The following is a 24,373-nucleotide window of genomic DNA, read 5'->3' on the forward strand; positions in this document are numbered from 1 at the left end:
GACGGTGGGGCGATCGGTGGAGGGTGTGACGTTTCGAGCGTGACCGTCCGATAAGCGGTTCGTTACTCCGTGCGAGGTCACGAACGCGCGAACGCACGGGAGGAGCACATGAGTACGCGGGAAGTACCGGAACCACAAGGGGCCACTCGCGGCTCGGTACAGCAGGATCTACCGGATCCGTACAGCAGGGAACGGCTCGCATCGATCATCCCCGAAGCCCGCAACTGGACGGACCTGATGCGACGGCTCGGCCTAAAGGCGAGTGGGGGGCAACGGCGCGTGCTTCAGGAGAAAGTCGCCGGACATCGGCTGGACACGAGCCACTTCGCGAAGCGCAGCCCGTGGCGCAAGTATCCGGACGCCGCCATCGCCGAGGCCGCAGCCGCGTCGTCAACACTGCGCGAGGTGGCCCTGAAGTTGGGTGCCACCCCTGCTACCGGAACTCTGTCCCACATTCGACGACGTATCGATGCCGCGGGTATCGACATCGGCCACTTTCCCGGTATGGATCGCGCCGAGTTGGACCTGCCCTTCACGACCGAGGAGCTGAGGAAAGCCGCGGCGTCAGCGACCAGTATGCGCGGAGCGGCGCGCGCCCTGGGGGTGCCGGACGACAGCCGCTCCCGCGCGACGCTGGGGCGAATGCTTCACGATCGGGGTATCGACGTGGGGCATTTCCCTCACCGACGTGTACCGATTCCCGAGGATAGGCTCCGAGAACTCGTACGAGACTCCACGAGTTACGCCGACGTGATGCGTGGTCTCGGCCTCGACGTGAACGACACCAATCATCGGCGCGTGCGGCGTGCGGCGGCCCGACTCGAGCTCGACACAAGCCACTTCAAGCGCCGAAGTTGGGGACGACCGGAGCGCCCTGCACCCGCACCCACTGCCCACCGAGTACTGATTGTCCTGCCCGACCACGCAGGGCGGACCAACAGGACTCAGCTGCACCGGGCCCTGGCCGAGATCGGAGTGCCGTACGCGTGTGAAAGTTGCGGCAACACCGGCGAATGGCTGAGGCAGCCGATCACCTTGCAGATCGACCACGTCAACGGAGACTGGCGCGACAATCGTCGCGAGAACCTGCGGTACCTGTGTCCCAACTGCCACGCTCTGACGGAGACGTGGTGCCGCCGGAAGGGGCGGGCACCTCTCGCAGGGTGACCTGTCCCCCCGTACACTGAACGCCACCGGTCAGACACGATGACCGTTTTTAGCGGCCGTGATGGAATTGGCAGTCATGCTGGGTTTAGGTCCCAGTGGGTTAACACCCGTGTGGGTTCGAGTCCCACCGGCCGCACGCACAGAGGGGCCGTCCAGCAGGACGGCCCCTCTCCCGTCTCTCAGCCCAACAACTCCCGCACCACCGGCACCAAGGCCCGAAACGCCTCCCCCCGATGGCTGATCGCGTTCTTCTCCTCGGCGCTCAGCTCGGCACAGGTGCGGGTCTCGCCGTCCGGCTGGAGGATCGGGTCGTAGCCGAAGCCGTGCGTGCCGACCGGCGTGTGCCGCAGAACGCCCCGCAACTGTCCCTCGACGACCCGCTCCGTGCCGTCCGGCAGGGCGAGCGCCGCCGCGCAGGCGAAGTGGGCGCCGCGGTGGACGTCGTCGATGTCGCCCAGCTGGGCGAGGAGCAGCTCCAGGTTGGCCCTGTCGTCACCGTGCCGGCCGGCCCAGCGGGCGGAGAAGATGCCGGGGGCGCCGTTCAGGACGTCGACGCAGAGGCCCGAGTCGTCGGCGACCGCGGGCAGACCGGTGGCCTGTGCCAGGGCGTGGGCCTTCAGCAGAGCGTTCTCGGCGAAGGTGACGCCGGTTTCCTTGACGTCGGGGATCTCCGGGTAGGCGTCCGCGCCGACGAGGTCGTGAGGCAGGCCTGCGTCGGCGAGGATCGCCCGGAGCTCGGTGATCTTTCCGGCGTTACGGGTGGCGAGGATGAGGCGGGTCATGGGGACCAGTATCGCGCCGGGGCCCATGCCTCTTGACGCCCCCTCGCCCGCACCCCGCAAGGGGCGCGGGGCTGTGACATGTGCGGCTCCGCCGCGTGGGCGCGACGAGCCACACCGAACCCGCAGCCACCCACCCGCAGAACCCGGCAGACGAGATGTACCCGCCCAGCCGGCGCAGCGTTACGGCGTGCAGACCTTGGTCAGCTCACCCGCCGCGTCGGTGACCGGGCTGATGTCCGGGGTCTCGTCGCCGTTCCTGACGGAGTCGCGGACGTTGGTGACGGCCTCCTGGAGGTCGTCCACGGCCTTGTTGACGTCGGCGTTGTCCGTCTTGTCGCCGATCTTGTCGAGGTTCTTGTCGATGGAGGTCAGCGACTCCTCGAGCTGCGTCGGGTCGTTCGCGGCGCTCTCCACGGCCTGCTGGAGTTCCGTGACGCTGTCGGCGATGGCGTCGGCGGTGCTGACGCAGTCCAGCGCCTTGTTGACGGCATCGCAGCCGGTGGTCAGCCCGGCCGTCAGCCCGACTGCCGCAATGGCTGCGGCGGCTATGGCGATTCGGCTCCGGCGGCGTCGGCTCGTGGCCATGCTTGACGTTCCCTCCCTGCTCAGGCCTCGCAGGCCCCCGTTGTGCATTGGCCGGGCGCACAGCGGTGTGCCGTACGCCCGTACCCCTAGTGACGCCAGGAATGGCAGCACGGTTGCCCGAAGCCGCAACTACTCTTGGTGCGCCCTTTACTTTTCGAGGACCGTATCAAGAGCCTTGCGCTGCAGGTCCGCCAGCTCTCCGCAGCCCGAAACCGCAAGGTCCAGCAGGGAGTTGAGCTCCTCCCGGGCGAAGGGCTCGGCCTCGGCGGTGCCCTGGACCTCGACGAAGCGGCCGTCGCCGGTGCAGACGACGTTCATGTCGGTGTCGGCCTTCACGTCCTCCTCGTAGCGAAGGTCGAGCAGCGGCACGCCGCCGACGATGCCGACCGAGACGGCACTGACGGTGCCGGTGAGCGGCTTGCGGCCGGGCTTGATCAGCTTCTTGCCCTGGGCCCAGGAGATGGCGTCCGCGAGGGCGACGTAGGCGCCGGTGATGGCCGCGGTGCGGGTGCCGCCGTCGGCCTGGAGGACGTCGCAGTCGAGGACGATGGTGTTCTCGCCGAGCGCCTTGTAGTCGATGACCGCGCGCAGGGAGCGGCCGATGAGGCGGCTGATCTCGTGCGTACGGCCGCCGATCTTGCCCCGGACGGACTCGCGGTCGCCGCGGGTGTTGGTGGCGCGGGGCAGCATGGCGTACTCCGCGGTGACCCAGCCCTCGCCACTGCCCTTGCGCCAGCGCGGGACGCCTTCGGTGAAGGAGGCGGTGCACAGGACCTTCGTGTCACCGAAGGAGACGAGGACGGAGCCCTCTGCGTGCTTGCTCCAGGCGCGTTCGATGGTGACCGGGCGGAGCTGTTCGGGAGTGCGGCCGTCGATTCGAGGAATTGAAGAGGTTGCTGCCATGGCGTTGAGCCTAGCCCCACATGCGCAAGGGCCCCTCCCGTGGTGGGAAGGGGCCCTCAGGGGTGAAGCGGAGGGTCCGTCAGGGGCTGAAGCCCGGGACGACGCCCGCGCTTCACATCATGTCTTCGATCTCCGCCGCGATCGGGTCGGCGTCGGTGCCGATGACGACCTGGATGGCGGTTCCCATCTTCACGACACCGTGGGCGCCGGCGGCCTTCAGGGCGGTCTCGTTCACCAGCGAGGGGTCGCTGACCTCGGTGCGGAGCCGGGTGATGCAGCCCTCGATCTCCTCGATGTTGTCGATGCCACCGAGCCCGGCGACGATCTTCTCAGCCTTGCTGGCCATGTTCCTTCTCCCTGATCCGAACCGCTTTGTCGCAGTAACCCACAGTTGGCCCATCTTTGCGAGCGGTCGTGCCGTACGTGCCGAAGGATGGCGGTCACGACAGCGGAACCGTCCGACAACTGGTCTACACCACCTTACCGAGGGGCGTCCATGAGTGCCGACAGCTCCGCCATCAGCCCCGCGCGCGCCCGCTGGAACAAAGCCTTCCAGGGTCTGCAGAAGATGGGCCGCAGTCTTCAGCTCCCGATCGCCGTCCTGCCCGCCGCCGGCATCCTCAACCGGCTCGGACAGCCGGACGTGTTCGGTGACGAGGGGCTGGGCTGGGACAACGTCTCGAAGGTGATGGACGGCGCGGGCAGCGCGCTGCTCGACGGTTCGCTCGGCCTGCCGCTGCTGTTCTGCGTGGGCGTGGCCATCGGCATGGCGAAGAAGGCCGACGGATCGACGGCGCTGGCGGCGGTCGCGGGGTTCCTCGTCTACTACACCGTGCTGCGCGAGTTCCCGGAGGACTGCCCCGGGGGCTCGACGGCGGTCCCGAACGTCGGCTGCCAGGTGGAGGACGGGACGGTGACCGTCTTCGAGTACCAGAACCCCGGCGTCTTCGGCGGCATCGTCATTGGCCTGCTGGCCGCGTTCTTCTGGGCCCGCTATCACCGTACGAAGCTGGTGGACTGGCTCGGCTTCTTCAACGGGCGGCGTCTCGTCCCGATCATCATGGCGTTCGTGGCGATCGTGTTCGCGGTGCTGTGCCTGTGGGTCTGGCCGCCGATCGGTGACGCGCTGGAGAGCTTCAGCGACTGGATGAGCGACCTGGACGCATGGGGCGCGGGAGTGTTCGGCATCGCGAACCGCGCACTGCTGGTGGTGGGCCTGCACCAGTTCCTGAACGTGCCCATCTGGTTCCAGTTCGGCACCTACACCACACCCGACGGCGAGGTCGTGCACGGCGACATCAACATGTTCCTCGCGGGAGACCCGGACGCCGGCCAGTTCACCTCGGGCTTCTTCCCGATCATGATGTTCGCCCTGCCGGCCGCCGCCCTGGCCATGACCCACTGCGCCAAACCGAGCCGCCGCAAGGAGGTCGGCGGCCTGATGACCTCGGTGGCCCTGACGTCCTTCGTCACCGGCATCACGGAACCGATCGAGTACTCGTTCCTCTTCATCGCGCCCCTGCTGTACGCGGTGCACGCGCTGCTGACGGGTGTGTCGATGGCGGTGACCTGGGCGCTGGGGGTCCACGACGGGTTCAGCTTCTCGGCCGGGCTGATCGACTACATCATCAACTGGAACCTGGCCACGAGACCCTGGGCGATCATTCCCATCGGTCTGTGTTTCGCCGTCGTCTATTACGCGATCTTCCGGTTCGCGATCACGAAGTTCGATCTCAAGACACCGGGTAGGGAGCCGGACGAGGAGGTCGAGGACACGACGAAGGCGTAGCCGGTTCGCCGACGGCGGCGTAGCCAATTCGTCACAGAAATCGCGGGTTCCTTATCCGCCCTTCACCGTGCTACAACAGGTCTACACCACTAAGTGGTGTAGACCATGCGGCGTTTCCGCATGGCGATGAGACGCCGCCGTCCCCAGCCTTGTTCCCCGGGCGGCGCCATGCCCTCTGGAGGAACCTGTGACCACGGCCAGCGCCGCTCCCGCGGCCGACAAGAAGAAGGGCGCCGGCGCGATGGCTGTCCTGCAGCGCATCGGCCGCAGCCTGATGCTGCCGGTGGCTGTGCTGCCCGCCGCCGCGCTGTTGGTCCGCTTCGGCAACGCCGACATGCTCGGCGACCCGGAGTACCCCGCCTTCCTGACGAAGATCGCGGGCTTCATGACCGCCGGCGGCAACGCCATCCTCGACAACATGGCCCTGCTCTTCGCGGTGGGCATCGCGATCGGCTTCGCGAAGAAGTCGGACGGCTCGACCGCGCTCGCGGCGGTCGTCGGCTACCTGGTCTTCAAGAACGTGCTGGGCACGTTCACCGACGGCAGCCTGCCCAAGAAGGAAGCCATAGTCGACGGCAAGATCGTCATGGTCGAGCAGGCGGTAGACGCAAAGGTCCTCGGCGGCGTGGTCATGGGCATCGTCGTCGCCCTCCTCTACCAGCGCTTCTACCGCACCAAGCTGCCCGACTGGGCGGGCTTCTTCGGCGGCCGCCGGCTGGTCCCGATCCTGTCGGCCTTCGCGGGCCTGATCATCGGCATCGTCTTCGGCTACATCTGGCCCGTCCTCGGCACCGGTCTGCACAACTTCGGTGAGTGGCTGGTCGGTTCGGGCGCGGTCGGCGCCGGCATCTTCGGTGTCGCCAACCGTGCGCTGATCCCGATCGGCATGCACCACCTACTGAACTCCTTCCCCTGGTTCCAGGCAGGCGAGTACGAGGGCAAGAGCGGCGACATCGGCCGCTTCCTGGCCGGTGACCCGACGGCCGGACAGTTCATGACCGGCTTCTTCCCGATCATGATGTTCGCGCTGCCGGCCGCCTGTCTGGCGATCGTGCACTGCGCCCGCCCCGAGCGCCGCAAGGTCGTCGGCGGCATGATGTTCTCCCTCGCCCTGACCTCGTTCGTCACCGGCGTGACCGAGCCCATCGAGTTCACCTTCATGTTCATCGCGCCGGTCCTGTACGCCATCCACGCGGTGCTGACCGGTGTCTCCATGGCGCTGACCTGGGCACTCGGCATGAAGGACGGCTTCGGCTTCTCGGCCGGCGCGGTCGACTTCTTCCTGAATCTCGGCATCGCCACCAACCCGTGGGGCCTGGCCGTGGTGGGCCTGTGCTTCGCCGCGGTGTACTACGTGGTCTTCCGCTTCGCGATCACCAAGTTCAACCTGCCGACGCCGGGCCGCGAGTCCGACGAGGAGCTCGCCGAACTCCAGAAGGCCGAGGCGAAGTAGCCGTACGGCTCGTCAACGACGACGAAGGCCCCGGAACCGAGAAGGTTCCGGGGCCTTCGGGCGCATATGGGCCTGAACCCCGTACGGGCTAGTGCCCGACCGGGCTAGATCTCGTATACCTGCCTCGGCGCCGCGAGTTCCACCGGACCGTCGTAGACCTCACGCGCGTCGGCCAGGTTGACCTGGGGGTCGGTCCACGGCGGGATGTGGGTGAGGACCAGGCGGCGGGCGCCTGCGCGGGCCGCCGACTCACCGGCCTCGCGGCCGTTGAGGTGCAGGTCGGGGATGTTCTCCTTGCCGTGCGTGAAGGCGGCCTCGCACAGGAACAGGTCGGCGTCGCGGGCCAGTTCGTCCAGGGCCGCGCTGACGCCGGTGTCGCCGGAGTAGGTCAGCGTCCTTCCACCGTGTTCGATCCGGATGCCGTACGCCTCGACGGGATGGGCCACGCGTTCCGTGTGCACCGTGAACGGGCCGATCTCGAAGGTGGACGGCTTGACCGTGTGGAAGTCGAAAACCTCGCTCATGGACGAGGCGGTGGGGGTGTCGGCGTAGGCGGTGGTCAGGCGATGCTCCGTGCCCTCGGGTCCGTAGACCGGGAGCGGGGCGCAGCGGCCGCCGTCGTGCCGGTAGTAGCGCGCCACGAAGTACGCGCACATGTCGATGCAGTGGTCGGCGTGCAGATGGCTGAGGAAGATCGCGTCGAGGTCGTAGAGACCGCAGTGGCGCTGCAGCTCGCCCAGGGCGCCGTTGCCCATGTCGAGAAGCAGCCGGAAGCCGTCGGCCTCGACGAGGTAGCTCGAGCAGGCCGATTCCGCGGACGGGAACGACCCCGAGCAGCCGACGACGGTGAGCTTCATGAAACAGAAACCTCCGCTGGCGGAAAATGAGAAGATCGAGAAGTTTGGCGTCGGGGGTCGTGCGGTTTGTCGAGCGTAAGGCGCAAAACCTCCGGTCGCTCCTCCGCCAAGGGCTGTTGTGGGCGAACTCACCTGTGGGGCGCTGCCATACGGGCTACCTGGGGCTCAACAGTTCGACCAAGATCCGAGGGCACATTGAGGGCACATTCAGGCGGCCTCCTGCAGGAACTCGTCGACCGCCTCGCGGGTGTCCTCGTCCTCGTCGGGGAACAGGTGCGCGTAGATCGCCATCGCCACGGCCACCGTGTCGCCCAGCCTCGCGGCCACGGTCTTCGGCCCTTTACCGTGCTTGATCAGGACGCTTGCGTACGTGTGCCGCAGGGCGTGGAGCCGAGTGCCCTTCGGGAGCCCGGCCGCCTTGACCGCCGGGCGCCAAACGGTGTCGGCGAAGTGGTCCGCGTTGACGGGCCCCGCGAACAGAAAGCCGTCCTGCTTCACCGGGTACGCCTTCAGATGAGCGGCAAGAGCGTCGATCACGCTCTGCGGCACGGGCACCGTCCGATACGAATGCTTCGTCTTCGGCGGGCACACGACCACGCCGGGATGCGCCCTCTGCACCTGCTGTTCGACCTTGACGGTACGGCGAAGGAAGTCGATGTTGCTGACCTGGAGGCCGAAGAGCTCTCCCGCCCGGAGCCCGCTTCCGGCTGCGAGGATGACCAGCACCCGGTACCGGTCCGGCATGGCGCCGGCGAGCTTGTGCACCTCCGCCGAGGTGAGCGGGGCGACCTCGGCGTGGGGGACCTCCACGGCCTTCAGCCCGGCGCAGGGTGACGCCGGTATCAGCCGGTCGCGCACGGCCGCGTTGAACACTGCGGAGACCTTCTGCTGCACCTTCCTGGCGGTACGTGGGGCCAGGCCTCTTGCCCGGACCAGACCGGTCAGCCACGCCTGCAGCTCACCTTGCCGGATCGACGTCAGCCGCCGATCACCGAACGTCGGATAGACATATAGGCGCAGGACGGTCTCGACGTCCCGAGCCGTGGTCGCCCGGTGCGGTTGCGCCTTGCGCCATTGCTCGGCGTATTCACGGAAGGTGATCCGCAGCTCGCTGGGACGGACGTACGTCCCCTTGTCCAGCTCCATGGCGATCTCGGCTGCCCGGCGCTCCGCCTGGGGCTTGGTGGTGAAGTTCTCCTTCACCTGTTTCCGGTCCGGATCGCGGTACCGCACCTGCCAGCGCACGCCCTTGCCGTGACCGGCCCCGGGCACGAGCACCTTGGTCTTCGTGCTGTGCTGCGGGCATGCTTTCGCTTCCTCCGGCGGCCGGGACAGATGCCACCGGTCAACTACTTGGGCCATCGTCCTCCTCCTGTCCAACCGTTGCCTGGAAGGCGGTTGTGAAGGTCCTCTTTGCCGCCTTCTCTGCGGACAGATAGGGCTGGTTAATCGCCAACCACTGAAGCGACACGGGCCGGGAGGTCTTGGCGCTCGGGTCGACCAGTGGGGCGACCCCATGCATCCAAGTCCAGGCGTCATACCAGTTCGCCGTTAGCCCGTCGGCTAGGGGAACGCGCCCCTCGTCGCTGGCCGGGAGCATCAGGGTGACCGGCGACACGTTCAGCGCCGCGGCGAAAGCGACCAGCTCGTCCACAGTGACCCGCCGCTGCTGCGTCTCGATCTTCGTGATGGTGGACGCCGTCATGGGCACACCCAACTGGCTGACATGTTCGGCCAGGTCGGACGTGGTTTTCCGCAATGCGCTTCGAAGGCGGCCCACGTTCTCCGCCACCTGATCGCCGACCGGTCCGCGCTTGGCGTGCTGCCGCCTCTTATCTTCTTCTGCCACGCAAGCAGCATACCAACCTGCTTGGCATCCACCAAGCTCCGGTGGCATCCTGGGCGCAGGAGTGCAACGCAGGAGGTTTTGATGCTAAGCAAGCAGAGACTAATAACGCGCGCGGAGCTCGCCGGCTACCTGGGACTGCCGGTGGCGACGCTCGCCCAGTGGACCTACCGGGGCACCGGACCGAGGTCGATCAAGGTAGGGCGCCACGTGCGGTACCGCATGTCCGACGTAGAGGCCTGGCTCGACGCGCAGTCGCGAGGAGCGGCATGACTCGCCGTCTTCGTACCCGGCCAGTGGCTCGACGGCGACCAGCCGACGACCATCGAGGCTCTGGTCGGATCGATCCCGAGACGGTCAACATTCGCTGGAAGGGGGCACAGCCGTGACCACCGTGCGACTTCAGTGCCCGTGCGGGCGGAATCTCGCCGACGTGACGCGCAACGAGGTGTATCCGGAAACGGACGTCGTGGACGTCAGGCCCCGTCCCGGCGTCGAACAGCACATGCACCAGCCAAAGATCGAGGGCCGATGGCTCCCGCCATTGACGGAGAACCGGGAGACCCATGAGTGGCGGTGTCCCGACTGTCGCCGGAGGCCACGACGCCGCCGCGACGCGCTTGCGGAGCTGTGGCGCGGTTCACAGTCGGACCGGCGCGTCGTAAGGATTGCGATCAGCTGATCGCAGGGCATATGCCCTTGTAAGAGAACACTGGGCGGCGGCGAGTCGCAGGGTCCCGGAACCCGCAAATTCCGGGCATGTGATCGGACCTTCCTCGATCGGGCAGGTCTGTGGAGGCATGCCCGCGATGGCTGCGAAGACCCCCGAACGCCGCAAGATCTGCGCCGAGATCGCCGCTACTGAGCGGCATCACGGACCGGACGACCCCAAGCTCCCCGAGTTGCACCGCGATCTGCGCGCCGCCGGGCTCGAAGAACACATCCGCCACGTCGTCGACGCCGCACCGCCGCTGACCGATGCGCAGCGGTCAAAACTTGCTGTGCTGCTGCTCACGGCACCGCAGTCAGTGGATGGCGGTGGGCGGTTGTGAACAAGCGACAGGGCCCCGGCAACGACGAGAACCCCATCAGGGAAGCTGCGGCGGCTTCGAAGTCCGCTGTAGACGTGTGCGACTTCTGTGCCACCCCTTGTCCGAGCTGGCGCTACGAGGCCCAGCCGTTCGCAAGGAGCCTCGCCGGATCCAGCGCCGCGGTGCTGTTCGATGCCTTCTGGGCCGCCTGCGAGGTCTGCCACCGCCTGATCGAGGACGGACAGTGGGCTCGCCTACTGCGTCGTCACGAGCGGCTCAACCCGACCGCGATGGACCCCGTCGTCGCCACCGAGACTGCGGCCCTGTGGCAGCAGTTCGACCAGCGCCGCATCGGCCGGGCCGTACGGATCGGGGGTGCGGTGTCGTGAGCGTCTTCCTCTCGCACGCCCTGCGTTACGCCGCCCGAGGCTGGCGCGTCATGTGGGCTCCGCCCGGCAGCAAGTACCCGACCATGAAGGGCTGGCCGGATCGCGCCACCACCGATACCGGCATCATCGGGCGGTGGTGGACGGAGCGCCCCAACGCCAACGTTTGCGTTGCCACGGGCCAGGCCTCGGGCGTCTGGGTCCTCGACGTGGATGACAAGGACTGTGCCGGTGGGTCGGCCACGCTCGCTGCCCTGGAGCGCGCGAACAGCGACCTGCCGCCGACCTACACGGTGGGTACCGGCTCCGGAGGGGTCCACCACTACTTCACGTACGACGGCATCGACTTCCATCTCGGCAACTCGGCCAAGAAGCTCGGCGCTGGCCTCGACACACGGGGCGAGGGCGGGCAGGTGGTCGCTCCGCCGTCGCGGGTGGACGACCCCGCGCACACCATGCCGTATGCCGTTCTCTTGGACGTGGCGCCGGTCGCCGCGCCGGCGTGGCTGGTGGACATGCTGAGGCCGCCTGAGCGCGAGCCGGTGGCGGCGTTCTCTTCGTCCCCGTTCGTCCGGCCCAGGGGTGTGGGCGGGATCCTCGGGTGGCTCGCGCACGTCCAGCCCGGCAGCCAGGATCAGGCCCTCTGCTGGGCCGTGCGAGCGCTTCGGGATGAAGGGCTGAGCCCGCAGGAGGCGGGTGACGCTGTGTGGCCCGTCGTGTCGGCGTGGCCGTGCTCGCGGGATCCGTGGACGGAAGCCGACATCGAACGGCACCTCCGCTCGGCGTACCAGGGGGTGACGACGGCATGAGTGAGAGGCTATGGACGCCACCGGGCGAACCCAGCGACGCCGATGAAGGTGTCAACACCGGCCGCCGTACCGTTTCGCTGAAACCGGCCGGCAGTTTCAAGATCCGCCCCGTCCACTGGCTCTGGAAGGACCGGATTCCGCTCGGCTGCCTCAGTCTTGTCGCCGGGCGAGAGGGCATCGGCAAATCGACCTGCGCCTACCAACTCGCCGCCGACATCACCACCGGCAATCTGCCCGGCTGTTACCAGGAACAGCCGAAGGCCGTGATCGTCGCCGCGACTGAGGACTCGTGGGAGCACACCATCGTTCCCCGGCTCATGGCTGCCGGCGCCGACCTGGACAGCGTCTACCAGGTGAACGTGACCACCGCCGAGGGCTTTGACGGCACGCTCATCTTGCCGTCCGACATCAGCGCACTGGGGAGGGTCATCGACGAGACCGACGCCGCGCTCCTGCTCCTCGACCCGCTCATGTCGCGGCTCGCCTCCGATCTCGACACCCACAAGGACGCACAGGTACGGCAGGCGCTGGAGCCGCTCACCGCGCTCGCCGACCGGCACAGGATCGCTGTGCTGGGGCTCATCCACCTCAACAAGTCAGTCAGTTCCGATCCGCTCACCCAGATCATGGCGTCCAGGGCGTTCGCTGCCGTCGCACGGGCCGTGCTGTACGTGATGCGCGACCCCGACGAGGAGGCGGTGCGGCTCCTCGGCCAGGCCAAGAACAACCTCGGTCGGATCGATCTGCCCACGCTCACCTTCTCCATCGAGTCGGCCCACGTCGCCGACACCGAAGAGGGTCCGGTGTTCACCGGCCGCGTGAAGTGGATGGGCGAGACTGACCGCACGATCTCCGACGCACTGGCCGACGCCGACGGCGACCCCGACACCCGGACAGCGACGCGCGATGCAGGGGACTGGCTGACCGGCCACCTGACCCAGTGCGGCGGCGAGGATGACTCGGCGTCGATCAAAGCCGCCGGGGCGAAGGCCGGGCACTCCGACTCCGCCCTGAAGCGCGCCCGGCGCCGCCTGAAGATCGTCACCACATCCAGCGGCTACCCGCGACGGACCTACTGGGCCCTGCCGGGAACCCAGCCCGTCCAGTCGGGTCAAACCCCTGGGGAGAGTGCTCCCACTGAACTGACTGACCCCACTGGACAATCCGGACACTAGTCGGGCCAGTCGGGCCAGTGGGGGCAGCCCCCAGGAACGCCTGACCCAACTGGACAACAGACCTCGGCGGCACGTGGGCCGGACGGCGTCGGCCGCGCGCTCATCCGGCATGACGACACCAGCCCGGTGCTGGCCGGAGCAGTCGCCGATCTCCCCGACGACACCCTTCGTGCCGCCGAGGCGACGAACGGGATGGTCGTTGCCGTCGGCGACCGGCATTTCACCGCTGCTCGACAGGCGGGGCCCTTCAGGGCGGTGAAGGGCCCCGTAGCGCTCCTTCGCTAACGTCACCCTCAGGGAGGCGGCCTCGCCCTACACGGCAAGGCCTCCTTTGGCTCTTTGAGGGCCATGACAAGTGGAAGACGCCGTGCGGCCACGGCTAAACTCGCTCTCTGCGTCGTCCAGGAGGGCAAAACTCCCGGTTCACCCTGCCACGCGAAGGAGCTGTGCATTACTACCGGGTCCGCGATGACACGGGCGATGGCCGAACATGTCTCCTCCCCCTGGCTCCTTCAGCTCACGAAAAAGCGCACTGTCTCGGTTGCATCGTCGTTGACCGGCGGGCGAGAGCTGATCAGCTTTGCGCGCACCTGGCGAACCTCAGAGGACAGATACAGCCCAATGCCCTCCTCAAGGGAATCCTCAAGCTCTGCGCGGGTACTGCCCACCGCGAAGCATCCGGGAAGCTCCTCGACTGAAGCCCACAGCCCTTCATCGCCCTCGGCGTGGATGCGGACGGTGTAGTCCACCTCGTAGGGGTGCGTGGTGCTGCTCATTCCTGCTCCTCCGAGCTACCAGGACCGGCGAACCCGGCCTGTCTCAGGATGGCGTGTCGGAGACCCTTCGGTAGTCCCTGCGATGATTATCCGGCAGGGTGATCGGCCTACAGCCTTCCTTCTCCATCTTAACTTGGTGACGGCCTCCAGCCGTTTGTGTCCAACCGTGCTCCTGCAGAAGCCTTATGGCCGAGGTCTGATTTAGTACGCTCGGCAGCGTCTTAGGCCGCGACACGACACATCGCACCTCGCTCAGGTCGCCCCCTGTTTTGATCATAACGCTCGATATACTGCTTCACCTTTTGAAACAGAAGTTAGCCAGGCGCTCACCAAGATCGCCCCGGCAAAAATGCAGCGCGCAAAAAAACGCGGTCGAGGTCGGGTCGGGTCGGCGAGGCTGGTCAACAGCCGACCCCCTCCCCCCCCCATCGCTAACCGTTCGCTCCCCTGGCCGCATCAAGGGATGCCCTTGGCCTCGGGCGAAGCAAATTCTTTTTGTTAATTGTTTTTGATTTTTAATCTATCCATTGCAATGATGCACTAATGGGCATAGTGGATAGGGTATGGCTATGCCGAGGTAGGGGTGGGGGCACCTCTACCCCTCTACCTCGCTTTCCGTTGCAATCCCGGTGCACTTCCCTGATATTCCGTGCAGCGTTCTTCTGCTCGCCATTCGGCGCCCTGGTCGAGAGCGCCACCTTCAGATCGGCCTTGCGCATCACCGCCACCACCGTGGTCGCTGCGGCATGGATGGCGGTGGCACGCGCATCCCCTTCGCGTTTCACACCACTCCACCACCCCTGCGGGCGGCGGCTTTGGCGGCTCGTGCGCGCGAGGAAGCCAGTGCCAAGCGCTGGAAATAGGCCTTGCGTGCGTGCTCGGCACGACGCGAACGCTCCTCCGGCGTCAGGCGGCCCTCGGGGTCCACCTCACGTTCGAAGCGGTCGAGGAAAGCCCGCCTCGCGGGGGCCGTGTGGGCGGCGGGGTCGTCGATCTTCGCCCAGAGAGAATGGGCGGCAATGCGTGCGCGCATCGTGCGCTCAGCGGCGTTGGACATGGCAGTGCCCCTCGGCTGCATGGCGCCGGAAGAAGATCGGTGAGTGCTGTGCAAGCGACCGTTGCTCCTAGCAACAGAGTCGCTCCGCCGACGCCCGTGCCAGCCGACAGCCGACGCCTCTAGTGGCAATTGTGTCTCGCAGTTGTGTTGTTCCTGACTTCCCGAGCCCCCCAGCCATGGCGACGACATCACCGATGACGTCGGGCAGAGCACGCCCCGGAAGTGAGCCACGGTGCTCAGCATCGCGCGGGTAGAGGCCGATCCCAGGTCGCTGGTGAGCTGGGCGTATCAGGCCTCAGCAACGATTTTCCTCTCCGATGAGCCCCGTCTGCACCAACAGGTTTCCACGCCGTCGCGAGACGAAGATCCCCCGCCCCGTCGGCATCGGGCGCGGACGTACGTTGCCGAGGATGTCGCCCTCATTCGGGTCACCGGAGAGCACAACGCCTTGCGCGCCCAGTTCCTTGATGCGCTGCATGAAGGGTTCGTACGACGAGCGGCCGGCGCCTGCGCTGTTTCTGGCGACGATGAAGCGGATCCCCACGTCGCGGGCGAACGGGAGGAGCTCCGTGAGCGGGGCGAGCGGGTTACCGCCGGAGGTCGACACCAGGTCGTAGTCGTCGACCACTACGTAGATCGTCGGGCCGCTCCACCAGTTGCGGGCCCGGAGCTGGTCGGCTGTGACGTCGGGCGAGGGTGTGCGCCGCTGCATGAGGTCGGCCAGCGCCTGAACGTGGTGGTCCATGGCGTTGGACATGGGCACGTACTCGGCCAGGTGGGACGCCGGGGCCGCGTCCAGCAGCGAGCGGCGGTTGTCGATCACAAAGAGTTTGCAGGAGTCCCCGTCGTACAAACCAGTGATCTGCTTGATGAGGAGGCGCAGCAGGTTGGACTTGCCGGACTCGCTCTCGCCGAAGACGAGGAAGAACGGGTCCTGGTCGAAGTCGACGTAGACAGGTTCCAGGTTGTTCTCGTCGAGAGCGAAGGCGACGCCGCGGTCCGGCTCCGCGAGGGCTGCGGGCAGGTCGGCGAAGGGGATGTGGCGTGGCAGGAGGCGTACCGCCGGTGCGCCGGGTGCCGTCCAGTGGCGGTCCACGTCGCGGCTCAGGGCGGCGGTCGCCTCGGACAGGTCGGCGTCGGACTGGATGCCGTCGATGCGGGGAACCGCGCCCATGAAGTGCAGTGTCTCGGGAGTGACGCCCCGGCCGGGGACACCTGCCGGAACGTTTCCGGCTGCCTTGCGGTCCAGTTCGGAGTCCATGGGATCGCCGAGCCGCAGTTCGAGGCGGTTCATCAGCAGGTCCTTGAGATTCGCGCGGACCTCCATGGCGCGGGAGGCGGTGAGGACCAGGTGGATGCCGTAGCCCAGGCCGCGCGCGGCGATGTCGAGGACGGCCGCTTCCAGACCCTCGTACTCGGTGCGGAAGTTCCCCCAGCCGTCGATGACCAGGAAGACGTCACCCCACGGCTGGTCCGCCACGGTGATGTCACCGCGGGCGCGCAGCTTGCGGAAGGTGGCGATGGAGTCGATGCCCGCGCTGCGGAAGTACTCCTCGCGGCGCGTCAGGATGCTGTACACCTCGGCGACCGTGCGGCGCACCCGCTCCGGGTCCAGGCGTGAGGCCACCCCGCCCACGTGGGGCAGCCCGGAGACGGCGGACATGCCGCCACCGCCGAAGTCCAGGCCGTAGAACTGCACTTCGTGCGGCGTGTGGGTCAGCGCGAAGCCAGTGATGATCGTCCGCAGCAGCGTCGACTTTCCCGACTGCGGGCCGCCGACGATCTGCATATGGCCTGCGGCACCGGAGAAGTCCCGGTACAGGGTGTCGCGCCGCTGTTCGAAGGGTTTGTCGACGACTCCGAGCGGGATGATGAGGCGGCCGGCGCCCTGGTAGCCGGGCTGGGTCAGGCCTCGGCCCTCGTCCCCGGCGAGTCCGGGGAGCAGGGCGTCCAGCGAGGGCGGGTTGTCCAGCGGGGGCAGCCATACCTGGTGTGCGGCCGGGCCCTGCCCGGTGAGCCGACGCACGATGACGTCCAGCACGGTGTCGGCCAGCGCGTCGTCCCCGCCCGCCCGCGGGTCCGGCATCTGGGCCTGGGAGTCGGACTGGACGTAGTGCACCGACACCGGGGCGGCGGTGAACGGAACGGGACGGCGGTCCACCGGCAGCGGGCCGTCCCCTGTCGTGGCTCGGGCGGACGTGGGTCGGTGTGCGCCGGAGACGTAGGCGGCCTTGAAGCGGGCCATTTCGTCGGTGCCGTACTTCAGATAGCCCGAGCCCGGGACGTTGGGTAGATGGTAGGCGTCGGGAACCCCGAGGGCGGCGCGGGACTCGGACTCGGAGAACGTCCGCAGTCCGACGCGGTACGACAGGTACGTCTCCAGGCCGCGCAGCCGGCCCTCTTCAAGCCGCTGAGATGCCAGGAGCAGATGGACGCCCAGGGAGCGGCCGATGCGCCCGATCTGGACGAACATGTCGATGAAATCGGGCTTGGCGGCGAGGAGTTCGCTGAACTCGTCGATGACCAGAACGAAAGAGGGGATGGGCTCCAGGGCGGCGCCGGCCGAGCGAGCCTTCTCGTAGTCGTGGATGTTGGCGTAGTTGCCCGCCTTGCGGAGCAGTTCCTGACGGCGGTTGAGTTCGCCGCGGATCGAGTCGCCCATGCGGTCCACGAGGGTCAGGTCGTCCGCGAGGTTGGTGATCACCGCGGCGACATGCGGCAGGTCCGCCATACCGGCGAAGGTCGCGCCGCCCTTGAAGTCCGCGAGGACGAAGTTCAGCGTCTCCGAGGAGTGGGTCACCGCCAGACCGAGCACGAGCGTGCGCAGCAGTTCCGACTTGCCGGATCCGGTGGCCCCGACGCACAGACCGTGCGGACCCATGCCGTCCTGCGCGGCTTCCTTCAAATCCAGCATGACTGGGGTGCCGTCCTCGCCGACCCCGATCGGTACCCGCAGGCGTTCGGCACGGGAGCGCGGGCGCCACGTGCGGCCGACATCCACAGATTCCGCGTCGTCCAGGTCGAGGAGATCGGTGAACTCCAGGTTGGCGAGCAGCGGTTCGTCGGAGTCGCCGCCGGACGCCATGTACAGGGGCGCGAGTTGGAGGGCAAGTGCCTCGGCCGCCTCATGACTCAGGCGGTCGGGCGACCCTTCATAGACGAGACCGTCGCCGGCCTCCAGACGGAGCGACTGGGGATGCACCACGACCGAGAGACCGCCACGTGCCCCGGCGAGCCGGCCCGACACGACCTCGACGATCGTGACACCCTGCAGCCCTTCGGCCGCCGCCAGCGCCGCCAACGGCGAGAGCGCCTCCTGGTCGAGTACGACGACGATGTGCGGCTGCTCCAGGAGGGGCTGGCCGCCGGCCTGGAACCGGGGGCGGCCTTCGAGCTGTTCCTTGAGTAGCAACTCCAGATCCTGCGCACTCGTGGTGATCAGACGGCGGCTGCCCGCTCCGTCGTTCCCATCGGTCTGGACGTGGGGCAGCCACTTTGCCCACTCCCAGTGCGGGGCCGCGTCCTGCCCGGCAGCGACGGCCACCACCAGGTCGTCGGGAGAATGCAGAGAGGCCAGGGAGGCCACCAGGGCGCGTGCCGTCGCGCGGACGTGGTTCTCGTGGTCCCCGCTGATGGTGAGGTGGTAGAAGGACCGCAGCGAGATCGCCATGGGCAGGCTCTCGATGGTGCTGTGCGCGGTGAGGAACTGCTTCATGGCCCCGGCGGTGAGCGGCTCCAGCTCGTCCACCGGAGCGGTCTCGGGCGCGACCAGCGGCGTGGCGAGTTGCTGGCTGCCCAGTCCGATCCGCACCTGCCCGAAGTCGTCGTCGCTGATCCGCCGCTCCCACACGCGGCTGCCTTCGGCGACCAGGGCCCACAACTGCTCGGGCGCCGGGTGCAGATAGAACTGGGCGTCCCGTTGTAGCCGCGCCGTACGAAGCACCGCACGGCGGGTTTTGGCCAAGTACTTCAGGTAGTCCCGCCGCATATCGGCAAGCTGTCCCTGGGTCCCCCGCCGATACCGCACGAGCATGGCGATGCCCATTCCGACCGTAGACGCGATCATGACCATGCCCATGATGCGCATGACCGGGTTCGGCGTCATGAAGAAGAAGACGACGGAACCGCCCATCCCCAGCATGGGCAGCAGCTGCATCAGCGCGCCCTCCTGCTGCCCTCGGGGCAACTCTGGTGGGGATTGCAACTGCACTGGCTCGGCGGGCACCTCGGCAGGCAGGGCCCTCGGTGGCCGTTTGACGACGATCTGGCTCAAAGCTGACCCGTCCCCCTCGCGGACTTCAAGAGCCCTTGTCCGCACCCCCGTGGCGCCGACTTCATCCGGACCGGATCCTACTGGCGGGCACTGATATGGCGGGCGGTAGGGTGGCGTCACGCGTGTGCGCACCCGCGAATAATCAATGGATTCGGGGTCATTCACGGTAATTCAGAACCGGAATGAGAGCGGACACGCGAACAGGACAGGGGCGCGGCCCGCGAGTTGAGAAGCACCGCGAGGGGGAGCAGTACGTGCCTGCGACAGTTCGAGCGGCGGGAAGCACCGGCGGTCACCCAGGACCAGGGGGCCATCCGGGGTCGGGTGCTCATCCGGGACCGGGGCAGCATTGGGGACCGGGGATGCCGACCACGCGCAGCACCGGCTTCCGCCGGATCATCGTGGCGGCACCCGACAGCCGTATCGATGTGGCGCTGCCCGATGACATTCCACTCGCGCATCTCTACCCGGAGATCATGCGCCTGTCGGGGCAGACTCCGTCCTCCGGTGCCCCGGTCGGATATCACCTGGTGCGCCGGGACGGGACGGTCCTCGACGGGGCACGCTCACTCGCCGCACAGCGCATCGCCGACGGCGACTTCCTCCTGCTGCGCCCCTTCGCCGACTCCCTCCCGCCCGCAGTGTTCGACGACGTCTCGCACGCCACGGCCAGCGCCGTCACCCGCGACCGCACGCTGTGGAACGACGAACTCCTGCGCACCGCAGGACTCTTCGGCGGCTGTGTGCTGCTGATGCTGCTCGCCTTCGTGGCCTGGAGCTCCGACGTCCGTCACGACATGCACGGCCTCCCGGGCATCGTGGCCACCGTCTCGGGCCTGGTCCTCCTGGCGATCGCCGCGGTGCGCGCCCGGGTGTACGGCGACCGCGGCTCGTCCGTGGCCTTCGGCATCGGCGCCCTCGCGAATCTGGGAGTGGCGGGCAGCGGACTGGTTGGGCTGCCGGCCGGGGAGGGCATCGGCAGGCTGCAGTTCCTGCTCGCCTGTGCCGCGGTGCTGGTGGGATCGGTGGTGCTGGTGTTTCTCACACCGAGCGGCGACGGCCCCTTCGTCGCTTTCGCGTTCGCCTCGGCCATCGGCATGCTGCTGACGTTCGTCTCGATCCTCACCGACATCAAGCCGGCGGAGACCGCGGCACTCTGCTCCCCGCTCGCCCTGGGCACCCTCGCCTTCCTGCCGGGCCTCGCCACGCGTTTCGCCCGCCTGCCCATCGGCTTCGACCCGCCACGCACCGCCGTCGGCAGCGACTACGCCGATGACGAGGGCGACGGCACTGCGGCATCGGCCGCGATCGACGCCGACCGCATCACCGCTCAGGCCCGGCGCGGGCACGAGTTGCTGCTCGGCCTGGCCGGCGGTTGTGCGCTGGTCGCGACGGCCGCTGCCGCGGTACTCGGGTTCTCCGACGGCCTGTGGGCCCAACTCCTCGCTCTGGCAACGGGTCTGGCCCTGCTGATGCGCGCCCATCTGTTCCGGCACACCGCCCAGGTGGCCTGCACGCTCGCAGCAGGGCTTGCCTCGCTGGTGCTCCTGGGGCTCGGTCTCTCCCTCAACCCGCCCGGTCGGATGGTCCTGGAGGCGCTGCGGGGTGACGGCTCAGCTCTCGACATCAGGCTGGTGTGGCTGTCGGTGGCGGTGGCCGTCGTCGCCGGGGCGCTCGCCGCGATTGCGCTGGTCGTGCCGAGCAAGGGGGTCACCCCGTTCTGGGGCCGATTCCTGGAGATCGCCGAGAGCTTCGTACTGCTGACGCTGCTGCCGCTGTGTTTGGCGGTGTTCGGCGCCTACCAGCAGATGCGTTCGCTTTCCTCGTGAGAGCCAACGGGGCCTTGGTGAGCTGAGCCAGGTCACAACTACGTACGGGATCGGTTCCTCGTACGAGACCCAGAACAACCAGATCAACCAGCGGGGGAAAGAGGCAGCAGAACGATGGCATCACGGCGGGACGAGCTCAACGCCTACACCTTCGCGCGACGGCGCCTGGTCGGGCAGTTCCTCCAGCCCAACCCCAACGGCACGGAGGAGGGCTGGCCACGGCCACTGCGTGCGGTCGTACCGGGTGCGATCGTCACCGCGGTCATCCTGGCCAGCTTCGGGGCCTGGGGCATGTTCAAGCCCGCCGCACCGCAGGGCTGGGACATGGCCGGGGAGAACATCATCATCTCCAGCAAGTCGACCACCCGGTACGTCATCCTGACGACCGACGACAAGACGCAGCTGCACCCGGTGCTGAACATGTCCTCGGCCAAGCTCCTCCTGCAGCCCGACAAGGGCAAGATCATCAACGTCGACGAATCGGTCCTGGACAACGGCAAGATCCCGCACGGCCCCACCCTCGGCATCCCCTACGCCCCCGACCGTCTACCCGACGCCGACGAAGCCGGCTCGAAGAAGCGCTGGCTCGTCTGCGAGCGTCCCGGTGAGGGCGGCCGGGCCATCCAGAAGGCCGCGTTCATCCTCGCCCAGCGGGACATGGACCTGACCGAGGGCACGGAGCGGCTGCGCGGCGGCGAGCTGATGTACGTCGAAGGCCCGGGCCCGGACCGCACCCGCTACGTCATCGACGCCAGCGGAACGGCGTACCCCGTCCAGAACGAGGAGTTGTTGCTGCGCACGGTCGTCGGCGAGGACGGGGAGCCCCAGCGGGTGTCGGCCGGCTGGCTGGCAACCTTGCACAAGGGCGACCCCATCATCTTCCCGGAGATCCCAGGCCAGCCCGGCGCCGACGCTGGCATCCAGGGCCAGCTGCCGGCGGCGGCCAACAAGGTGGGCATGGTTCTCCAGGCACCATCCGGCACCAGGATCCAGAAGTACGTCGTCCTGCAGGGGCGGGTCGCCCCGGTCTCCGACTTCACAGCGAAGCTCCTGCTCAGCAGCAAATCCCTGACCGACCTGGGACAGGCGGGTCGAGCGATGCCCGTCAGCGCCGGCAGTTTCACACCTGGGGCACCCTTCGGCGCCGAGAAGACCTGGCCCCAGCAGGAGCCCGAGCCGGTCAACTCGGCGAGCACCGACGAGGGCAGCCGCAACACCGTGTGCAACGTCCTGCGCGACGTGGACGAGGACAACGGCGCCACGACCCTCAGCACCTGGGCGGGCAACAACTTCCCGGCCCCCCTTCCCACGGGTTCGAGCAGCGCGTACGTCACCCCCGGATCCGGTCAGTTCTTCCGCCAGTTCACGGGCTCCTCAACCCGCTCTGGCTTCTTCTTCCTGGTCACCGACACCGGCCTGCGCTACGCGATGCAGTCCAACGGCGACAGCGAGACGGACGACGCCGGCATCGGCTCCTCCGGCTCGGCCACAGAGCGACGGGAGCAGCGTGAGGCGGCACTGCAGGAGGCCCAGCGGGCACAGAACCGCCTCGGCTACAAAGACGTCACACCGGCCCCGATCCCGGCCGCCTGGTCGGCGTTCCTGCCTACGGGACCGCGTCTGTCGACGGGGGCGGCACGGCAGCCGCAGGGGTCGTGAGGGGGCGGGCTGCATAGTGCGCACACGTCACCAGTTGCGGTTCATCGCCGGTACGGCTGCTGCCACCCTCGCGTTCGTCACGGTGCCTCTCGCTCCGACAGCCGCGGCGGCCGATCAGTGCACCTTCGGGGGCAAGTCGTACGAGGGCCGCCCCTGGGCCCTGCAGCGAGTCCTGCTGGACGAGCTGTGGAAGCAGTCGATGGGGGAAGGCGTGCGCGTCGCGGTCATTGACACGGGCGTGGACGTCAAGAACCGCCAGCTCACCCCAGCGGTGGACGTCAAGAAGGGCCGTAATTTCCTGCCGCCGAACCTCAAGGACGACCAGGGCAACAAGATCGAGCGCGGCAGCGAGGACGGCACCACCGACGTGGTGGGCCACGGCACGAAGGTCGCCGGAATCATCGCCGCCCGGCCGGCGAAGGGCACCGGGTTCGTCGGCCTCGCCCCCGAGGCGACGATCATCCCGATCCAGCAGAACGACGCAGAGGGCCACGGAGACACCGACAGCCTGGCCAGGGCCATCAACTACGCCGCCAATGAGGCCGAGGCCGACGTCATCAACATCTCCCAGGACACGGTCAACCCGATCACAGCCACCTCCGAACTGAAACGCGCGGTGGACAACGCCCTGGCCAAGGAGATCGTCATAGTGGCCTCGGCGGGCAACGACGGCCTCGACGGCAACGTGAAGAAGACCTACCCGGCCTCATACGACGGCGTCCTGGCCGTGGCCGCCTCCGACCGCAACAACGAACGTGCCGCCTTTTCTCAGTCCGGCGACTTCGTCGACGTCGCCGCCCCCGGCGTCGACATGGTCTCCACCGTCCCCGGCGGCGGGCACTGCGCTGACAACGGCACCAGCTTCTCCGCCCCCTACGTCGCCGGAGTCGCCGCCCTCATCAAAGCCAAGAACCCAGACTGGACGTTGCAAGAGATCACCGCTCAGATCATGCAGACCGCGGAACGCTCCATCCCCGGCCACGACCGCCTGGTCGGCTGGGGCGTCGTCGACCCCGTACGCGCCCTCACCGAGGACGACAAACCGATCGACCACCCGGTGCCGAGCAACGAAGGCGACGGGCAGGCCGAGGCCCCCTCCGTGGCCCAACTCCCGCTCGGGGAAACCCCGCAGGAACGGGCGGCCCGCCTCGGCACCTACGTGGTGGTGGGCAGCCTGGTGCTTGTGGCCGTCATCGCAGGCGGGGCGGTGGCGATGCGCGACGGCCGGAGGAGGACGCCCTCGGGTTAGCCGAGAAGGCCGTTGGTCCTGTCACTGGTAGTGGCTAGAGTGACACGCATGCAATCGGTGACGTTCGCGTGACCGCGATCGCAATGACCCGCGGTCGTAGCTAACGGGGAGAACGGGGAGGGTGAGCGTCATGGCGCGCGCCGACGATGTTCGCAGCGGTGAGGGGCAGCCACGGGGCTACAACGCTTCATGAGCGGGCCCGGCCCCTCGGCCTGACAAGGAACGCGAACGCCTCATCACAGCTCACCGCGGCGGATCGCACCGGACGCACTACGCGCGTTCGCCATGCAGCCTCTCCAAGCCGCCGGGCCCACCACTGAACCGGAAATCGGGAAGGAAGAACAGATGGCAGGAACCCAGAAGGTCACAGATGACGTACTGCGGCAGTTCGAGCAGGAACTCAACGAACGCTTCGGCTCGGTGAAGCAGCAGCTGCAGCAGTTGCACGCCGTGATCGACAGTGTGGAAGGCAAGTGGCAGGGCCAGGGCGCCGTGTCCTTCGACCGCAAGCAGACCGAGATCAACGAGCGCATGGCCAACATCGGCAACCTGCTCGTCCGGTTCCAGAACGCGGTCAACGACAACCGCCGCATCGCCGGCAGCACCGACGAAGAGATCTACCAGGCCCTCGCAGGCATCGACACCGGCAGCTCCGGCTCGGCCAGCGGCAGCGCCCCGGCCGGCAAAACCTCGGCCTTCTCCGGCATGTAACTCGTGCGCGATCGGGCGGCGGCCCACCCGGGGCCG

The 24,373-nt window shown here is 67.8% G+C and carries 22 protein-coding genes and 1 tRNA gene; 13 read left to right on the top strand and 10 right to left on the bottom strand.

What is annotated here, in order from left to right:
• The first annotated feature begins 108 nt into the window (after positions 1 to 108).
• Together ACZ7M7_RS06910 and ACZ7M7_RS06915 are read left to right on the top strand one after the other, a co-directional pair.
• Entirely contained in the window at positions 109 to 1,167 is a 1,059-nt protein-coding gene (locus tag ACZ7M7_RS06910; protein ID WP_472113491.1) for an HNH endonuclease signature motif containing protein, read from the top strand.
• Positions 1,168 to 1,219: 52 nt separating this feature from the next.
• Positions 1,220 to 1,303: transfer RNA gene (locus ACZ7M7_RS06915), tRNA-Leu, on the top strand.
• Between the two features lie 43 nt (positions 1,304 to 1,346).
• On the opposite strand, the gene rdgB is transcribed toward ACZ7M7_RS06915, so the two are convergent.
• The 4 genes from rdgB to ACZ7M7_RS06935 all read right to left on the bottom strand — a co-directional run bounded on the left by rdgB (position 1,347) and on the right by ACZ7M7_RS06935 (position 3,783).
• Positions 1,347 to 1,949 carry an RdgB/HAM1 family non-canonical purine NTP pyrophosphatase gene (gene rdgB, locus ACZ7M7_RS06920; RefSeq protein ID WP_472113494.1) on the bottom strand — a complete coding sequence of 201 codons (603 nt, stop codon included), beginning with the start codon at positions 1,947 to 1,949 and terminating at the stop codon, positions 1,347 to 1,349.
• 180 nt (positions 1,950 to 2,129) lie between these two features.
• Positions 2,130 to 2,534, bottom strand: coding sequence for a hypothetical protein (locus tag ACZ7M7_RS06925; protein WP_383608798.1), 405 nt, complete (start codon positions 2,532 to 2,534; stop codon positions 2,130 to 2,132).
• 147 nt (positions 2,535 to 2,681) lie between these two features.
• Positions 2,682 to 3,419: a ribonuclease PH gene (rph, locus tag ACZ7M7_RS06930; RefSeq protein ID WP_369276197.1), complete on the bottom strand. Its 738-nt coding sequence runs from the start codon at positions 3,417 to 3,419 to the stop codon at positions 2,682 to 2,684.
• Positions 3,420 to 3,549: 130 nt separating this feature from the next.
• A complete protein-coding gene (locus ACZ7M7_RS06935; RefSeq protein ID WP_328427381.1) occupies positions 3,550 to 3,783 on the bottom strand; it encodes a PTS sugar transporter subunit IIB in 234 nt (77 codons plus the stop codon).
• Positions 3,784 to 3,933: 150 nt separating this feature from the next.
• On the opposite strand from ACZ7M7_RS06935, the gene ACZ7M7_RS06940 reads away from it, so the two are divergent.
• Together ACZ7M7_RS06940 and ACZ7M7_RS06945 are read left to right on the top strand one after the other, a co-directional pair.
• Entirely contained in the window at positions 3,934 to 5,226 is a 1,293-nt protein-coding gene (locus tag ACZ7M7_RS06940; protein ID WP_383608795.1) for a PTS transporter subunit EIIC, read from the top strand.
• Positions 5,227 to 5,413: 187 nt separating this feature from the next.
• Positions 5,414 to 6,679, top strand: a complete 1,266-nt coding sequence (locus tag ACZ7M7_RS06945) for a PTS transporter subunit EIIC (RefSeq protein ID WP_383608791.1) — start codon at positions 5,414 to 5,416, stop codon at positions 6,677 to 6,679.
• Positions 6,680 to 6,783: 104 nt separating this feature from the next.
• Here ACZ7M7_RS06945 and ACZ7M7_RS06950 read toward each other — a convergent pair whose 3' ends face one another.
• From ACZ7M7_RS06950 to ACZ7M7_RS06960, 3 genes are all read right to left on the bottom strand, one after another.
• Positions 6,784 to 7,536, bottom strand: a complete 753-nt coding sequence (locus tag ACZ7M7_RS06950) for an MBL fold metallo-hydrolase (RefSeq protein ID WP_383632849.1) — start codon at positions 7,534 to 7,536, stop codon at positions 6,784 to 6,786.
• A 207-nt stretch (positions 7,537 to 7,743) separates the two neighbouring features.
• Positions 7,744 to 8,898 carry a tyrosine-type recombinase/integrase gene (locus tag ACZ7M7_RS06955; protein ID WP_472113500.1) on the bottom strand — a complete coding sequence of 385 codons (1,155 nt, stop codon included), beginning with the start codon at positions 8,896 to 8,898 and terminating at the stop codon, positions 7,744 to 7,746.
• Positions 8,882 to 9,385, bottom strand: a complete 504-nt coding sequence (locus ACZ7M7_RS06960) for a helix-turn-helix domain-containing protein (RefSeq protein ID WP_472113503.1) — start codon at positions 9,383 to 9,385, stop codon at positions 8,882 to 8,884. The genes ACZ7M7_RS06955 and ACZ7M7_RS06960 overlap by 17 nt, the downstream gene beginning before the upstream one ends.
• Positions 9,386 to 9,466: 81 nt before the next feature.
• Here ACZ7M7_RS06960 and ACZ7M7_RS06965 point away from each other — a divergent pair, with 81 nt between their 5' ends.
• The 5 genes from ACZ7M7_RS06965 (at position 9,467) to ACZ7M7_RS06985 (ending at position 12,783) form a co-directional block, all read left to right on the top strand.
• Positions 9,467 to 9,655 carry a helix-turn-helix transcriptional regulator gene (locus ACZ7M7_RS06965; RefSeq protein ID WP_384186914.1) on the top strand — a complete coding sequence of 63 codons (189 nt, stop codon included), beginning with the start codon at positions 9,467 to 9,469 and terminating at the stop codon, positions 9,653 to 9,655.
• Positions 9,656 to 10,191: 536 nt separating this feature from the next.
• On the top strand, positions 10,192 to 10,434 hold the full coding sequence (locus tag ACZ7M7_RS06970) for a hypothetical protein (RefSeq protein WP_472113506.1): 243 nt from the start codon (positions 10,192 to 10,194) through the stop codon (positions 10,432 to 10,434).
• Positions 10,431 to 10,802, top strand: coding sequence for a hypothetical protein (locus ACZ7M7_RS06975; RefSeq protein ID WP_472113508.1), 372 nt, complete (start codon positions 10,431 to 10,433; stop codon positions 10,800 to 10,802). The genes ACZ7M7_RS06970 and ACZ7M7_RS06975 overlap by 4 nt, the downstream gene beginning before the upstream one ends.
• Positions 10,799 to 11,608, top strand: a complete 810-nt coding sequence (locus ACZ7M7_RS06980; RefSeq protein ID WP_472113511.1) for a bifunctional DNA primase/polymerase — start codon at positions 10,799 to 10,801, stop codon at positions 11,606 to 11,608. The genes ACZ7M7_RS06975 and ACZ7M7_RS06980 overlap by 4 nt, the downstream gene beginning before the upstream one ends.
• Positions 11,605 to 12,783: an AAA family ATPase gene (locus ACZ7M7_RS06985; RefSeq protein ID WP_472113515.1), complete on the top strand. Its 1,179-nt coding sequence runs from the start codon at positions 11,605 to 11,607 to the stop codon at positions 12,781 to 12,783. The genes ACZ7M7_RS06980 and ACZ7M7_RS06985 overlap by 4 nt, the downstream gene beginning before the upstream one ends.
• Before the next feature lie 512 nt (positions 12,784 to 13,295).
• On the opposite strand, the gene ACZ7M7_RS06990 is transcribed toward ACZ7M7_RS06985, so the two are convergent.
• The 3 genes from ACZ7M7_RS06990 to eccCa form a co-directional block, all read right to left on the bottom strand.
• Complete coding sequence (locus ACZ7M7_RS06990) at positions 13,296 to 13,559, bottom strand: type II toxin-antitoxin system HicB family antitoxin (RefSeq protein WP_472113518.1); 264 nt, start codon at positions 13,557 to 13,559, stop codon at positions 13,296 to 13,298.
• Positions 13,560 to 14,340: 781 nt separating this feature from the next.
• Positions 14,341 to 14,616: a hypothetical protein gene (locus ACZ7M7_RS06995; protein WP_472113522.1), complete on the bottom strand. Its 276-nt coding sequence runs from the start codon at positions 14,614 to 14,616 to the stop codon at positions 14,341 to 14,343.
• Positions 14,617 to 14,911: 295 nt separating this feature from the next.
• Positions 14,912 to 18,889, bottom strand: coding sequence for a type VII secretion protein EccCa (gene eccCa, locus ACZ7M7_RS07000; RefSeq protein WP_472113525.1), 3,978 nt, complete (start codon positions 18,887 to 18,889; stop codon positions 14,912 to 14,914).
• Positions 18,890 to 19,251: 362 nt separating this feature from the next.
• Here eccCa and eccD point away from each other — a divergent pair, with 362 nt between their 5' ends.
• The 4 genes from eccD to ACZ7M7_RS07020 all read left to right on the top strand — a co-directional run bounded on the left by eccD (position 19,252) and on the right by ACZ7M7_RS07020 (position 24,337).
• Positions 19,252 to 20,718: a type VII secretion integral membrane protein EccD gene (gene eccD, locus ACZ7M7_RS07005; RefSeq protein ID WP_472113527.1), complete on the top strand. Its 1,467-nt coding sequence runs from the start codon at positions 19,252 to 19,254 to the stop codon at positions 20,716 to 20,718.
• 114 nt (positions 20,719 to 20,832) lie between these two features.
• Positions 20,833 to 22,377, top strand: a complete 1,545-nt coding sequence (gene eccB, locus ACZ7M7_RS07010; RefSeq protein ID WP_472113530.1) for a type VII secretion protein EccB — start codon at positions 20,833 to 20,835, stop codon at positions 22,375 to 22,377.
• Positions 22,378 to 22,393: 16 nt separating this feature from the next.
• Entirely contained in the window at positions 22,394 to 23,626 is a 1,233-nt protein-coding gene (mycP, locus tag ACZ7M7_RS07015) for a type VII secretion-associated serine protease mycosin (RefSeq protein WP_472113533.1), read from the top strand.
• A 345-nt stretch (positions 23,627 to 23,971) separates the two neighbouring features.
• Positions 23,972 to 24,337, top strand: a complete 366-nt coding sequence (locus ACZ7M7_RS07020; RefSeq protein WP_472113536.1) for a WXG100 family type VII secretion target — start codon at positions 23,972 to 23,974, stop codon at positions 24,335 to 24,337.
• Positions 24,338 to 24,373 lie beyond the last annotated feature (36 nt).

It is taken from the genome of Streptomyces sp. NPDC111606, assembly GCF_055656945.1.

What these genes read in the sequence shown, in the direction of transcription:
- ACZ7M7_RS06910 (WP_472113491.1), top strand. Translation starts at nt 109, where the DNA reads ATGAGTACGCGGGAAGTACCGGAACCACAAGGGGCCACTCGCGGCTCG.
- rdgB (WP_472113494.1), bottom strand. Translation starts at nt 1,949, where the DNA reads ATGACCCGCCTCATCCTCGCCACCCGTAACGCCGGAAAGATCACCGAG.
- ACZ7M7_RS06925 (WP_383608798.1), bottom strand. Translation starts at nt 2,534, where the DNA reads ATGGCCACGAGCCGACGCCGCCGGAGCCGAATCGCCATAGCCGCCGCA.
- ACZ7M7_RS06935 (WP_328427381.1), bottom strand. Translation starts at nt 3,783, where the DNA reads ATGGCCAGCAAGGCTGAGAAGATCGTCGCCGGGCTCGGTGGCATCGAC.
- ACZ7M7_RS06940 (WP_383608795.1), top strand. Translation starts at nt 3,934, where the DNA reads ATGAGTGCCGACAGCTCCGCCATCAGCCCCGCGCGCGCCCGCTGGAAC.
- ACZ7M7_RS06950 (WP_383632849.1), bottom strand. Translation starts at nt 7,536, where the DNA reads ATGAAGCTCACCGTCGTCGGCTGCTCGGGGTCGTTCCCGTCCGCGGAA.
- ACZ7M7_RS06955 (WP_472113500.1), bottom strand. Translation starts at nt 8,898, where the DNA reads ATGGCCCAAGTAGTTGACCGGTGGCATCTGTCCCGGCCGCCGGAGGAA.
- ACZ7M7_RS06965 (WP_384186914.1), top strand. Translation starts at nt 9,467, where the DNA reads ATGCTAAGCAAGCAGAGACTAATAACGCGCGCGGAGCTCGCCGGCTAC.
- ACZ7M7_RS06970 (WP_472113506.1), top strand. Translation starts at nt 10,192, where the DNA reads ATGGCTGCGAAGACCCCCGAACGCCGCAAGATCTGCGCCGAGATCGCC.
- ACZ7M7_RS06985 (WP_472113515.1), top strand. Translation starts at nt 11,605, where the DNA reads ATGAGTGAGAGGCTATGGACGCCACCGGGCGAACCCAGCGACGCCGAT.
- ACZ7M7_RS06990 (WP_472113518.1), bottom strand. Translation starts at nt 13,559, where the DNA reads ATGAGCAGCACCACGCACCCCTACGAGGTGGACTACACCGTCCGCATC.
- ACZ7M7_RS06995 (WP_472113522.1), bottom strand. Translation starts at nt 14,616, where the DNA reads ATGTCCAACGCCGCTGAGCGCACGATGCGCGCACGCATTGCCGCCCAT.
- eccD (WP_472113527.1), top strand. Translation starts at nt 19,252, where the DNA reads ATGCCGACCACGCGCAGCACCGGCTTCCGCCGGATCATCGTGGCGGCA.
- eccB (WP_472113530.1), top strand. Translation starts at nt 20,833, where the DNA reads ATGGCATCACGGCGGGACGAGCTCAACGCCTACACCTTCGCGCGACGG.
- ACZ7M7_RS07020 (WP_472113536.1), top strand. Translation starts at nt 23,972, where the DNA reads ATGGCAGGAACCCAGAAGGTCACAGATGACGTACTGCGGCAGTTCGAG.